Annotated in this window: 11 protein-coding genes; 4 read left to right on the top strand and 7 right to left on the bottom strand. The window is 69.4% G+C overall.

Going from position 1 to position 12,930, the window contains the following annotated elements; translation table 11 throughout:
• Nucleotides 1-67 precede the first annotated feature (67 nt).
• Nucleotides 68-2,533 carry an endonuclease/exonuclease/phosphatase family protein gene (locus AB0F15_RS20455; protein ID WP_360272264.1) on the bottom strand — a complete coding sequence of 822 codons (2,466 nt, stop codon included), beginning with the start codon at nt 2,531-2,533 and terminating at the stop codon, nt 68-70.
• Between the two features lie 126 nt (nt 2,534-2,659).
• Here AB0F15_RS20455 and AB0F15_RS20450 point away from each other — a divergent pair, with 126 nt between their 5' ends.
• Nucleotides 2,660-3,610, top strand: coding sequence for a CapA family protein (locus AB0F15_RS20450; protein WP_360272261.1), 951 nt, complete (start codon nt 2,660-2,662; stop codon nt 3,608-3,610).
• A gap of 291 nt (nt 3,611-3,901) precedes the next feature.
• Here the strand turns inward: AB0F15_RS20450 and AB0F15_RS20445 are convergent, their stop codons facing one another.
• Genes AB0F15_RS20445 through AB0F15_RS20435 form a run of 3 tightly spaced genes read right to left on the bottom strand, consistent with a single transcriptional unit; the run spans nt 3,902 to nt 5,483 of the window.
• Complete coding sequence (locus tag AB0F15_RS20445) at nt 3,902-4,348, bottom strand: limonene-1,2-epoxide hydrolase family protein (RefSeq protein ID WP_360272258.1); 447 nt, start codon at nt 4,346-4,348, stop codon at nt 3,902-3,904.
• A 16-nt stretch (nt 4,349-4,364) separates the two neighbouring features.
• Entirely contained in the window at nt 4,365-5,282 is a 918-nt protein-coding gene (locus AB0F15_RS20440; protein WP_360272255.1) for a TauD/TfdA family dioxygenase, read from the bottom strand.
• A gap of 45 nt (nt 5,283-5,327) precedes the next feature.
• Nucleotides 5,328-5,483 (bottom strand): hypothetical protein, encoded by a 156-nt coding sequence (locus AB0F15_RS20435; RefSeq protein ID WP_360272253.1) that lies wholly within the window; start codon nt 5,481-5,483, stop codon nt 5,328-5,330.
• Between the two features lie 107 nt (nt 5,484-5,590).
• Between AB0F15_RS20435 and AB0F15_RS20430 the strand changes: the two genes are divergently transcribed.
• Nucleotides 5,591-5,965, top strand: a complete 375-nt coding sequence (locus tag AB0F15_RS20430) for a hypothetical protein (protein WP_360272250.1) — start codon at nt 5,591-5,593, stop codon at nt 5,963-5,965.
• Entirely contained in the window at nt 5,962-6,540 is a 579-nt protein-coding gene (locus AB0F15_RS20425; protein WP_360272247.1) for a hypothetical protein, read from the top strand. Before AB0F15_RS20430 ends, AB0F15_RS20425 begins: the two co-directional genes overlap by 4 nt.
• On the opposite strand, the gene AB0F15_RS20420 is transcribed toward AB0F15_RS20425, so the two are convergent.
• Together AB0F15_RS20420 and AB0F15_RS20415 are read right to left on the bottom strand one after the other, a co-directional pair.
• The gene (locus tag AB0F15_RS20420; RefSeq protein ID WP_360272245.1) at nt 6,533-7,315 is read right to left on the bottom strand and encodes an NAD(P)H-binding protein; all 783 of its coding nucleotides are present in this window, start codon (nt 7,313-7,315) and stop codon (nt 6,533-6,535) included. The genes AB0F15_RS20425 and AB0F15_RS20420 overlap by 8 nt on opposite strands.
• A 135-nt stretch (nt 7,316-7,450) precedes the next feature.
• Nucleotides 7,451-7,942 carry a GNAT family N-acetyltransferase gene (locus AB0F15_RS20415; RefSeq protein WP_360272242.1) on the bottom strand — a complete coding sequence of 164 codons (492 nt, stop codon included), beginning with the start codon at nt 7,940-7,942 and terminating at the stop codon, nt 7,451-7,453.
• An 874-nt stretch (nt 7,943-8,816) separates the two neighbouring features.
• Here AB0F15_RS20415 and AB0F15_RS20410 point away from each other — a divergent pair.
• Nucleotides 8,817-9,089 carry a DUF4386 domain-containing protein gene (locus AB0F15_RS20410; protein WP_360272388.1) on the top strand — a complete coding sequence of 91 codons (273 nt, stop codon included), beginning with the start codon at nt 8,817-8,819 and terminating at the stop codon, nt 9,087-9,089.
• A 96-nt stretch (nt 9,090-9,185) separates the two neighbouring features.
• Here the strand turns inward: AB0F15_RS20410 and AB0F15_RS20405 are convergent, their stop codons facing one another.
• Nucleotides 9,186-12,923 carry a glycoside hydrolase family 2 TIM barrel-domain containing protein gene (locus AB0F15_RS20405; protein WP_360272240.1) on the bottom strand — a complete coding sequence of 1,246 codons (3,738 nt, stop codon included), beginning with the start codon at nt 12,921-12,923 and terminating at the stop codon, nt 9,186-9,188.
• Between the last annotated feature and the right edge of the window lie 7 nt (nt 12,924-12,930).

Raw genomic sequence — 12,930 nt, 5'->3', positions numbered from 1 at the left:
AGGTGTCAAAAACGAAAAGGGCCACTCCCGGGCAATGCGCCCGGAAGTGGCCCCACCGCAAAGAGAACTACTTAACGAAGACCTGCTCCAGCCAGTCGAGGAAGTCGCAGAGCGCGTCCTCGAGCGGGTTGCCCGCGCCCGGCCGGAACCGGATCACCTGCGGGTCGTGGTCGCTGGCCTGGTCGGCGAACTCCGCGTTGATGTGGACGACGTCGTAGTCGACCCCGCGCGGCGCCTTCGACGCCAGGATGTGGTCCAGCACCTGGGACTGGCCCTCGAAAACGTAGCTGTACCGCTCGGCTTCGGGCACCGACGCGATCAGGTCCTTCAGTGCGCCACCGGCGGTGAGCGTCTGGACCGCGGGCGAGAACGGGTAGTCGTTCAGGTCGCCCGCCACGACGATGTTGGCGCTGCGATCGGCCGCCAGCAAGGAATCGACGAATCCGCGCAGCACCGTGGCCTGCTTCGCCCGCTGCACCTCGGAACTCCGCGACGGCGGCTGGAACCGGCCGTGCGTGGGCTGGTCACCGCCCTTGGAGTTGAAGTGGTTGGCGATGACGAACACCGTGCGGCCCTTGAAGACGAACTCACCGGCAAGCGGCTTCCGGCTGGTGGTCCACGCTTCGTTCGTGGGGTCGACGCGGCCCGGTGACGCCGTCAGGTGCACCTTGCCGTGTTCGCGGACCACGCCGACGGCCGTCGTCGACGTCCCACCCGGACGATCCACAAAGGACACGCGGGCCGGGTTGAACAGGAACACCACGCGGATGTTGCCGCCCGGCTGGCCACCGTCCTGGTCGTTCACCGGGTCGATCGAGCGCCACTGGTAGCGCGGACCACCCTTGGCGACGATGGCGTCGGTGAACTTCTGCAGCGTCTGGTCCGCCGCCACCGTGCCGTCGTCGGTCGCGCCCGTGTTGTCCTGGATCTCTTCCAGGTTAACGATGTCCGGCGTCGCGAGGTGCGTGACGATCGCCTCGCCGAGCCGGTCGTACTTCGCCTGCGGGTCGCCCGGCGCCAGGTTCTCGACGTTGTACGTCGCGACGGCGAGCTCGCCGGAGCGCTGCTTGCGCGTGGTCTCGCCCTGCAGCCCGTTGTCCTTTTCCGTGCCGAGCACGCTGGCGAACAGCGTGTAGCCGCCGAAGTTGCTGTACTCGACCGGGCCCGAGGTCGTGCCGGTCAGCACGTCACCGACGTTGAGCTTCGGGAACGGCCGCTGGTCGAACGGGATCAGCGACGACACCTTCGTGACACCGCTGTTGAGCTGGTCGTAGCCCAGGTAGACACTGCCGCCGCGGACGGACTTGTGCTGGTCCGGCTTGGTCGTCACGTACAGCTCGTTGAACGAGTTCGACGGGCCGACGACGCGGGCGTCGGTGACGCTCACGATCTCGCTCTCGTGCGCCTCCCAGAAGTCCAGGGCGTACTTCGACGGCTCCAGGGTGAGCGGTTCGATGTTCCCACCGGGCGACGGCGCGTACGTCTCCGGCACGGTGTCCGGGTTCAGCACCGTCGGCGCAGGGAGGGCGTTCCCGTGGGAGTCGACCGTCCACTGTGCACTGCCCAGCTCGGTGAGCGACTGGTAGTTCGACGTCGCCGGGGCGTCCGGGTAGAACTCGCGGACGGTGCCGGTCGCGGTCACCGCGTCGCCGACCGCGACGGCCGGGCTCGTCGAGCCGGTGAAGACGAACAGGCCCTCGCTGGTGCGCGGGTCGGCGTCCGGGTTCGGGTCGGTGACCCAGAAGCCGCGCGACGAACCGAACGCCCGGGTCGCGGTGACGACACCGGTGACGCCCGAGACCTTCTTGTCCTTGAAGGGCGAAATCCTCGTGGTGCCCTGGATGTCGTGGATCTTCGCCGGGGTCGGCGCCGGGCCGGGGTCGCCGCCCGTCGACTCACCCGCGGTGTTGGTCGGGGTCGGCTCGCCGACGGTGAAGTCGGCGGCGTTGTCGTCGGTGTCGGCGAGGGCCGTGCCGCGCGCGACGGACGTCGTGTTCGACGGCGCCGCAGCCGGGTTGCCTTCGCGCACGGTCGCCGTGCCGAACCCGGCGAGGTCCTTGATCCGGGGGTCGGCGGCGCAGTCCGCGACGGTCTTGCAGGTCAGCGCGGTGGTGCCGGAGACGAGGGCGATGGTGCCGGCGGTGGCCGACATCGCGATCGCGCCGGTCGCGTCCGGCGTGGGCAGCGCGACGGTGCCCCCGGCACCCTTGCCCTCGGCCACGAGGTAGCGCCCGCCCGGCGCGACACTGCCGGCCAGCGGCGTCACCTGCCAGGTGCTCGACGGGCCGGCCGAACCGGACAGGTACTGGACGCTGAAGCCGGCCAGGCTCGCGGCCGCCGCTCCGCGGTTGGCGAGCTCGACGAAGTCGCTGGTGAGCGTCGCTCCCGAGTTGCCACCTCCGCCGTAGACCTCGGCGATGACCGCGTCGGCGCTCGGTGTGGCGAGCGCGGCCGGTGCGGCCACGCCCCCGAGCACCAGGCCCGACGCGACGGCCACCGTGAAGACGGCCTTGGATCCGTGGGTCTTGGTCACCCTGAGTCCCCTTTGTGCTTGAACAGTCGTGGCATAGTCCCCCGAACAAGTGAGGAGGAGGAAGACAAAGATGCAACGATTCGTAACAACTACTTTCGTCGTCACCCACTCGGCAGAGCAGGTTTCGTGATCACGCTCGTCCTCGGCGGAGACGTCAACATCCAGGGCCGCACGACCCCCTCGACCGCGTTCGACCGGCTGGATCCGCTGCTCGAGGGCGCCGACGTCCGGTTCGTGAACTTCGAGGGACCGATCCACGCGGCGATGGTCGAAGCGCTGAAGTCGGCGGGCATCGACGTCGTTTCGTGCGCCAACGACGCCGCCCACCCGCCGGCCGCGGTGCTGGCCGGCCTCGCGGTGCTCGACGACGCCGGGATCGCCCACTGCGGCGCGGGCGCGAACCTCGACGCCGCGCACGCACCGGCGGTGCTCGAGCGGTCCGGCGAAAAGGTCGCGTTCCTCGCGTACAGCTCACTTCGCCGCCCCTACAGCCAACCCTCTCCGGGGGTTGCGCAAGCGTTTGCGACCACCGCGTACCAGCCGGATCCCCGGGTCGCCGAAGTCCCGGGCCGGCCCCCGGTCGTCCGCACGGCACCGGTGCCCGAGCACCTCGAGCGGCTCGTCGCCGACGTGCGGCAGGCCAAAGCCGGCAACGACCACGTCGTCGTCTCCATGCACTGGGGCCTGCCGGGGCCCGACCTGACCGAGTACCAGGTCACGTACGGGCGCGCCGCGATCGACGCGGGCGCCGACCTGGTCGCCGGGCACGGGCCGCACACCATCCAGGCCGTCGAGGTGTACCGCGGCCGTCCGATCCTCTACAGCCTCGGCAACCTCGTGTTCGACTGGCCGGCGATGCGCGGCCGGCACGTCGACGGGCTGCTGGCCGGCTGCATGCTGGGCGCCGAACCCCGGCTCGAGCTCATCCCGGTGCGTCGGAACGCCGACAACGAGTGCGAACCGCTCGCGGGAGACGAAGCGGCCAAGGTGCTCCGGTACGTCGCGGAGATCTCGGCACTGCGCGCCACGACCGTGACCGTCCAGCACGGAATCGCGTCCGTAGCTGTTGGTGTGTAACGGATCGCGTGCAGCGTGTGACAAGCGCGCACCGGCTTGTCACCCATCCGGCGCATCTGCCTTAAATGCACCTCAAGGACCGGAACAACCTGCGCGAAGCGGCGGTACGGTCTGCGTGAGCCGCCGGAAAAGTGGCACAGACCACTCCCCGACAGCTCTCGATCGGCACGACGCGGGGGGAGGGAGAACGATCATGTGGGGGCTGATTGTTCTCAGCTGCGTGTTCGTGCTGGTGCTGGGGATAGCCGCGGTCGTGGACCTTCGGGACCACGACCGCGGCGAGCACCGGGTCTAGCGCACCGCCCGCCTCCCCTTGTACCGGTCGAGGAGCGTGCGCGCGCCGGCCACCGCAACCCGCCCGGCGCCCTTCGCGCTCGCGGCCAGCACCGTCGTCCAGTCGAAGTAGTCGCGCCACAACACGATCCGGCCCGCCTCGACCTCGAACGTGCCACACACCCAGAACTCCGCTTCCCACGCTCCGCGGCGCAGCACGTCGGTGCGTTCGGTGAGGACGACGTTGCCGTCCGCGGCGATGTGGTGCGTCCGCGCCTCGAACCCGGAGCCGAACCGGGCCATCACGCGCAGCTGTTTCTCGACCGCCGCGATGCCGCGGGCGGGCGGCAACGGCACGTTCTGGTACACGATGTCGCTCGCCGCGAACGTCAGTGCGCGGTCGACGTCCAGTTCTTCCAGAGCCTTCAGGAAACCGGTCACCACTACCCGGGGTTCGTCGGTCATGACTCCAGGCTAAGGCTCAATGCGGCCGGTCGCCCGCGATGGCGACGCGCTCCGCGATCCGGACGTGGGGGTGGTAGTCGTTGACCGCGTAGTGCTGCGTCGCACGGTTGTCCCAGAACGCGACCGAGTTCGGCCGCCAGCTGAACCGGACCTGGAATTCGGGCGTGTGTGCCTGCAGGAACAGGTACCGCAGCAGCCGGTCGCTCTCGGCCCGGTCCAGTCCGACGATGTGCGTGGTGAACGCCTGGTTGACGAACAGGGTGCGCCGCCCGGTCTCCGGGTGCGTCCGGACCACCGGGTGTTCCACCGGCGGGAAGCGCTCCTGCCAGCGGCTCAGCAGTTCCGGGTCGGAGAACCGGTCGAAACCGGGGAGGTAGTCGTGCACCGCGGCCAGCCCGTCGATGCGGGCGCGGACGTCTTCGGGCAGGTTGTCGTAGGCGGCGGCCATGTCGGCCCACATCGTGTCGCCACCGACGGGCGGCACCTCGATCAGCCGCAGCACCGAGCCGAGCGCCGGCTCCGGCCGCCAGGTGACGTCGGTGTGCCAGATGTTCTCGTAGCCGGGCATGGCCGCGGTGCGCTCGAAGCGCGTGACCGCTTCGTCGTCACCCCGCGGGATGAACGGGTTGGTCTCCAGTTCGCCCCAGTTCGCGGCGAACGCGCGTTGCTGCGCCGAGGTGATCCGCTGGTCGCGGAAGAAGAGCACCTTCCACTCGAGCAGGGCCCGATTGAGTTCGTCGCGCAGTTCGGGGCCCAGCGGCGCACCCAGGTCGACGCCGTCGACCTCGGCGCCGATCACCCGGCTCAGCGGGCGGAGGGTGAACAGTTCGTACTCCTCCTGCGGTTCTCGGAGGATCCGGGGGCCTTCGACGATGCCATCCGCGGGCGTAAGGGCCTCGCGCAGCTGAATCCGAGCAGGCAGATCTACGGACATGGTTGTGCTCCAAGGGTTTTCGGGGAGTTCGGACGCCGGTTCGCGTCAGGCGGGCGGCGAACCCAGACGACCGCGCCGCAGCAGGAGCGCCGCGACACCCTCCCCGATCGACCGCACGAAGGCCCGGATCGGCGTACTTTCCGAGGTGGCGGGCATGTGTTCATGGTCGCTGCCTTCCCGGCGTGCGGTCAAGACGTCCACCTGGTGGAACGTCGGCAACGCCGCAGGTCACCGGGATGCGGACGGCTCAGGACCATGAGGCAAGATCTTCCACGATCGGGTGAGCGCCCTTGATGACGGAGGTCCCCATGCCGGAAGGCAGAGGCTCGCGGATCGGTAGTGACAACCCGGAGCTCCGCCCCGAGACCGGGGGCTCCGCCACCCGGACCCCCCCGAAGCGGAGTGACCGGCTGCGCGCCGGAGCCGACCTGCTCGACCAGGCGGCGGCCGCCGACGACAAGGCAGCGGGCCGGTTCGCCGAAGCCCGCGTCGACTCGACGCCGTTCGGCATCTCGCCGCAGGCCCGTGAACTCGCGGCGCGCTGGGCGGCGGCCCTCGCGGCCCGTGAAGCCGACGCGCGCGTCCTCGGTGACGAGACGTCGGATCTGGCGGGCCGGCTGCGCATGGCGGCGGAGAGCACCCGGAGCACCGGTTTCCGGGGGCGGTTGGCGGTGGCGCCGTGACCGCTCTCGGCGAGGTCTTCGAGCACCCGGCCCTGACCGCGGCGGCGGCGCGCCTGACGTCGTTGCGTGCGGCGGCCGGGCGTCTCGGCGTTCCCGACCCGGTCGCGGCGCTGCGGCACCTCGACTGCGCACCGGCGTCGATCCGCACGTCCGCCTCGGCGGTCGACACCGGCGCGCTGGCGGTGACCTCGGCCCAGGCAGAGTTCCGCGCCGGTGTCGACCACGCCGAAAACGGAGGCAGCGCCGAAACGTTCGGCACCTGGGCGGACACAGTGGACGGTCAGTACGCCGCGGCGGCCCGCGTGGCGGCCGAGACGGCGGCGTTGGGTCTCCGGATCGCCGACCGGCTCGACGAGCTCGCGGTGGCTGCGGCCGCGGAGGTTTGCGCGCTGGCCACCGGCGCGCAGGACGCGGCAGCGGCGGTCCTGACGGGCGACCGGTCCGCCGAAGTCGTGAGCGAGGTCAGCGTCGCGTGCACAGCGGTGGTCCGCGCGATCTCCACGAAGATCGCGGCCTTGTCCTCGCTGGCCGAGGAGCTGGAGCCGTTGACGACGCCGATCGTCCAGCTCAGCTGAAGTGCTCGCGGGCCCATTCGCCGAAGGGCCGCGCGGGATGCCCGGTGACCCGGGCGACGTCCAGCGAGACGGGTTCCGGGTCCTCGACGAGCGACGCCCAATAGTCCACCGCACCGGCCGCGAATTCCGCACCCAGGTGGGTACTCAGCTGTGCTTTCGCTTCCTCCGGCGGCTGTTCTTCCCACACGACAGGCTTTCCGAGAGCTTCGCCGATGAGCCGGACCTGTTCCGCCTGCGCAACGGATTCCGGACCGGTGACGAGGTAAACCTGCTTCGCGTGGTCCTCGGTGAGTGCCTTGACGGCCATGTCGGCGACGTCGCGTTCGTGGACGACCGACCGCTTCGCTTGCCCGTAAGGCGCCCGGACCACCCCGGTGCCGGCTTGCGGCGCCCAGGCGAGCGCGTTGGTGGCGAGACCGGTGACGCGGAGGAAGGTCCAGTCGTCCGTGACCTTTTCGATGGCGGCCTCGACGTCTCCCCACACGCCCCCGTCTTCGGCGGACATGGCGGAGAGGTAGACGATTTTCTTGCCCCTGAAGGGTTCCACGGCTTTCTCGATGCCGTCGGCGGCGAAGAAGGGCCAGAGCAGGTAGACGGCGTCGACCCCGGCGGCGGCCTCGGCGGGATCGGTGAGGTCGCCCCGGACGACGTCGACACCTTCGGGCGCCTTCGCGGAATCCCGGACAAGGACTCTCGTATCCACGCCCGCGGCCTTCAGGCCGGCGACGACGTGCCGTCCGGTGTGGCCGGTGGCCCCGGTGACGAGAACGGTCATGGTGCGCTCCTCAAGATCAGCTGGTGCCGACCACCGTCACACTTCAAGAGCACTTCAAGTCAAGCGGACGGCTCTTGCCGTGGCTTCCTGAGGTCCGTCTGCGCCGCATGACCGCTCAGGACACGGCGCGGGCGGTCAGCGGTCTGGGGACCAGACGCCGAGCCATTGTTCGGCGCCGTACTCCACATACCGCTTCACCTCGGTGAAGCCCAGCTTCGCCGCGAGCCGGAGGGAGGCGGTGTTGGCGGTCTGGGTGCGCAACGCGACCGACTCGCCGGGTCGTGTGGAAGCGAACCAGGCAAGCGCTCCCACGCACGCCTCCGTCGCGTACCCCTGCCCCCACGCCGAGGGCAGGAACAGGTAGCCGATTTCGGTTTCCCCCGCATCGCCGCCGTCGAAGGTGATCATGCCGATCATCGCGCCGTCGAGCTCCGCCACGAACGAGCCGAAACGGCGGCCGGGCAGCTCCGATACCGCCCTCTCGACGTCCGCTCGCGGCTGTGATCCGCCGATGTACGTTCCCACTTCCGGTGAAGCGAACAGCTCCACGTACGCCGCGCGGTCGCGGGCCTCGGACTGCCGCAGCACGAGCCGCTCGGTGACGATCGGAGTGGGCGGCCAGGTCACATTCGCCAGCCTAGCGGGCCGGCGTCGCCGGTTGCCACAACGCGCGGGACGTGACGAAGCGCGGGTCAGGGGCCACCGACCGCTGCTCCAGCCGTGCTCAAGCACAACCGGGCGTGAAAGCGTTGCTGCGCCTGGCAAGCGTCCGCAACGCGCTTCCACGACGCACGGCACACGGCCTCCACGGTGCGGCTCGAACTCAAGGTGCCCTTGCCTGATCCGGACGACGAAGACGACGGCCCGGAAGGCACGCTCGTACGCACCTGATCAGGGGGCGTCTGAGACGGAACAGCAAAACGCCCGGCAACCCCATGAGGGTCGCCGGACGTTTTGCGGTAAGAGCGGTGGCGGTGGGATTTGAACCCACGGACGGGGATTAGCCGTCACACGATTTCGAGTTCCGATGCGCCCTGTTCGCACAGGTGTCATGGGGTACTCCCGCCCAGCTCAGAGGCTCACCGGAACAAGGCTGGACTGGTTTGAACACGGGCGAACTGAGACGGGGACTGAGACGGCGTGAGCTGGGACGCAGCAGTACCGCGCAGAAAGCAGACAGACCGCCGACGGGCCAGCTCTGCTTTGACCACTGCTTCCGAAGGGATGGGCTGTAGCGGGGCGGCGCGTGGTTCTGACCTGCAGGTTGTCACGTCCCTGCGATGGTCGCGAAGTCGGCTTGCACACGCATTGCACACCTGTGGTCAAAAGAGGCGGAAACAGCATCATGTGGAGAGCACCTCCACTTTGTCGCTGTTTCAGCCTCTTTCTCGTCTCTCAGTGACTACTGAGACCAGCGCTAGTAGCACGCTGACGAAGAGAAGGGGAGCAATCGTCAAGACTTGTGGATGAAAATCTTTGATCAGGCTGCGACCGGACCTTCCTGCTCGGACAAAGCCTCCTCCATGCCGTCAACGCCCTGCTGCTGGGCTTCCTGCTGTACAGATCGCGCCTGGTCCCACGAGTTCTCCCGCTGCTCGGATTCATCGGAGCGCCCCTGCTCGTCGCCTCCTGCACCGCCGTGCTGTTCGACGTCTGGGGACGAACCTCCGCGCAGTCGGGGCTCGCGGCACTTCCGATCGCACTGTGGGAGCTCTCACTGGGCGTGTGGCTGATCGCCAAGGGCTTCGAGCCCTCACCTGACGACGCGGGTTGAGCGATTGTTCGGAACAGGGCGGTGGGTCAACGGGGACCGACCTGGCGCAGGTACCTCGGTACCTGCGCCAGGTGGGTCCGCACCCGGACTACCGGCTCACACGCGCTGGAGGGCGAAGCGCTGGTTGGCACCGCCGCCCGGGGTCCACTGCGAGATGCGGGCGCCGTCGGCGGTCGACGCGTTGAACACGTCCATCGCCAGGCCGCTCTGGCGGTTGACCAGGCTCACCGTGCCGCCGCCCTGGTCCACCACGCGCCACTGCTGGCTCGCGGCGTTGGAATCGGGTTGCTGGCTGATGTCGGCGCCGGTGCTCGAACTCGCGACCTGCAACACCAGGCCGCTGTGCCGCGCCCGAATCCGGTAGTAGCCGCTACCCGAGTCGACGAAGTCGAACTGCTGGTTGAGCCCGCTGGACACCGACCACTGGATCATCAGCGCGCCGGCCGCGGTGGACGCGCCGTTGATGTCCGCGGCCTTGCCGCTGTGCTGGGCCACCAGCCGGTAGTACACGCCGGTCTGCGGACCGCTGCCGCCGCCTGCCGTCTCCACCGGTCGCCGGGACATCGCCAGGGCCTGGCCGACATCCGGCAGGGGCCGCAGCCGGTAGGTGTAGGAGTAGTCCCGGTTGGCGAACAGCTTGTACTGGTCCAGAGTCTGCGCGCCCCAGCTGTCGTTGCCGCCGACACCCATCTGGCGGTGGTTGAGCCGCAGCACGACCTCCGACCGCCGCGTCAACTGGTAGTCGTGCCGGGCACCGGTCGACAGGTCCTCCGGGGTGAAGTGCGACGCGTTCACCTCCAGCAGCGGTTCGCCGAACGCGAGCAGGCCACGGCCGCTGCCGTTGACCAACGCTACCCACCGCACGTCGGTCTTGTTGCCGTTCTCCTGCGGCCGGATGTAACCGGTCCACTGCCCCGAGACGGTCGAGGAGTACACACCGACGTCGGACCCGCTGTTGCGGTCCCAGTGGTTCTCCTCCGGCCCACGGCCGTAGTAGCGCACCTGTTCCAGGTCCGCGGGCAGGAACAGGATCGTGCCCACCTCCGGGATGTACGGCAGGCTGGTCGCCCCGGGGTGCAGGGTGTTGTCCACCTTGATCTCCCCGTTGCCGTACACCGTGTACGTCGTGGTGTACGTCGACGTGGTGCTGGTCGGCAGGGTGCCGGTGACCGCGATCCGGACGGCGCGGTCCGACGGCTTGCTGACGGAGAACCCGGTCACGGTCCGGTCCAGGCCGGCACGCCGCCAGGTGCCGTTGCGGCTGGGCTGGCCGTTGCCCCGGTCGTTGTCCGTGGGCGCGCGCCAGAAGTTCGGCACCGGGCCGGAGTTGACCAGCCGCACGCCCATCGCGTCGAACGAGCTGATCGTGCCGGTCGCCTTGGCGAAGACGACGGTGAAGTCCGTGCCCGCGACGGTGACGCGGTCACTGGCCTCCGTGACCGTCAACGCCGGCACGTCCGCCACCGGCGTCGGCACGACGGGCGGGCTGGAGAAGTTCACCGGGAGCTGTTGCCGCGCCACCTCGTACCCCGCGTCGGCCCAGGCCGTGGTGGTCGTAAGGGTGAACGACAGTTCGAGGAAGTGCTCCTCCCCCGGCGCCGGGGCGGTCGGCCGCTGCACGGGCAGCTGCACGGTCTTGCTCGTCAACGGCGCGATGTCGAGCTGCGCGGCGGTGAGCGCTCCACTTTGGACGGCTGTGCCGTCGGCGACCAGCGTCCACCGGCCGGTGAACTCGTTGACGTTGGTGAACAGGTTCTCGTTGGTGATCTTGACGACCCCGCTGGTGACGTCCGCGCCCGCCGAGACGGTGATCGCCTGGTAAACCCGCTTGACCTCGGCCGCCTTGCCGGACGGCCGCCGGTCCGCGGTGACGATGCCGTTGGCGCAGAAGTTGCCGTCGTTGGGGTTGTCGCCCCAGTCGCCGCCGTACGCGAGGTAGGTCCCGCTGCCGCCCGAGGGGATCGGCCGGCGCAGGCCCTGGTCGACGAAGTCCCAGATGTACCCGCCTTGCAGGATCGGATAGCGCCGGACGATGTCCCAGTACTCCTTGAAGTTGCCGGTGGAGTTGCCCATCGAGTGCGAGTACTCGATCATCACGTACGGGCGGGTGTCGGAGGTGTCCCTGGCGCGGCCCTCGACCGTGGACGGGCTCTCGTACATCCGGGACCGGATGTCACTGACCTCGCGCCGGTTGTCGCCCTCGTAGTGGACGATCCGGGTCGGGTCGGCCGAGCGGATCGCGTTGCGCATCGATACGAAGTTGCTGCCGCCGCCCGCCTCGTTGCCGAGCGACCAGATGACGACCGACGGGTGGTTCTTGTCGCGGTGCACCATCTGGACGGCCCGGTCCACGACGGCCGCGGTCCAGGCGGAGTTGGAGTCGGGGTAGTTGTCCCGCACGCCGTGGGTCTCCAGGTTGGCCTCGTCCATGACGTAGATGCCGTACTCGTCGGCGAGGTCGTACCACACCGCGTTGTTGGGGTAGTGCGAGGTCCGGACGGCGTTGATGTTGAGCCGCTTCATCAGCTTGATGTCGGTGACCATGTCCTCGCGGGTCAACGCCTGCCCGCGGTCGGGGTTCGTCTCGTGCCGGTTGGTGCCGCGCAACGACACGGGCTGACCGTTGATCCGCATCAGGCCCCCCGAGAGCGTGAACTCGCGGAAGCCGACCCGTGCCGACGCGGTCTGGGTGACCGCGCCGGCCGCGTCGCGCAGTTGCAGCACGGCGGTGTAGAGGTTCGGGTGCTCGGCCGACCAGAGCTTCGGGCCCTGGACGGCCTGGGAACCCTGCGCCGTCGCGTCCTGCCCGACCGGCACCGCGCCCACGTTCACCGGTACCCGCAGGGGCGACGGCCAGACGGCCTGCCGGTTGGCGTCGTAGAGCTGGACCTCCACCGAGTACGTCCCCGACTGCTGCGCGCCGCGGTTGCGCACCGCGACCTTCACCGCCAGGTCGGCGTTGGTGTAGTTGTCCCGCAACGGGGTGGTGAGCGTGAAGTCGCGCAGGTGCACCGCGGGCACCGAGTACAGGAAGACCGGCCGGAAGATCCCGGACAGCCGGATCATGTCCTGGTCCTCCATCCAGTCCCCGTCCGGGAACCGGTAGACCTCGACCGCGACCAGGTTGGAGCCGGCCCGGAGGTAGTCGGTGACGTCGAACTCGGCCGGCGTGTACGAGCCCTCGCGGTATCCGACCTTCGTTCCGTTGACCCACAGGTAGAACCCGGACTTGACGCCCTCGAAGTGCAGGTGGACCCGCCGCCCCTGCCAGGCGGCCGGGAGGTCGAACCGCCGGCGGTACTGGCCGACCGGGTTGAACCGCGTCGGCGCGAACGGCGGCTGGGCGTTCTCGTTCTGCCCGTTGGCGCCCCACCAGGGGTAGGTGTAGTTGGTGTAGATCGGGAAGTCGTAGCCGTGCTGCTGCCAGTTGGCGGGCACCGGGATGGTCGGCCAGGCGGTGTCGTCGACGTCGGTGCGGTGGAAGTTCAGGTCACGGTCGGCGGGCTTGGCAACGTGCTTGAACCGCCACGGCCCGGTGAGGTCGAGCCGGTACGGCGACGTGGTGCGGTCGGCGTCCAGCGCCTGCTGGAGGTCGGCGTACGGCATGGAGGTCGCGTGCGGCGGCTCCGAGTTGACCTCGAAGATCCCGATGTTGTTGTTCCACTCGGGGTAACCGTTGGGCGGGTCCACCCACGCCGCCGCGGCTTCGGGTGCCGCGTCGGGCGCGCCCGACGCGATCCCGCCTGGCAGGGCCACGGCCCCCAGAGCGGCGAGCCCCCCGCCGAGAACCGTGCGCCGGCGGATGGATCGTCCTTGGTCCTGCGGGTCGATCATCATCGTC

Origin of the sequence: Amycolatopsis sp. NPDC026612 (genome assembly GCF_040638285.1) — a bacterium.
GTDB lineage: Bacteria > Actinomycetota > Actinomycetes > Mycobacteriales > Pseudonocardiaceae > Amycolatopsis.
Note: the sequence above shows the minus strand (reverse complement) of the source record. Positions and strands in the feature narration are given on the sequence as shown.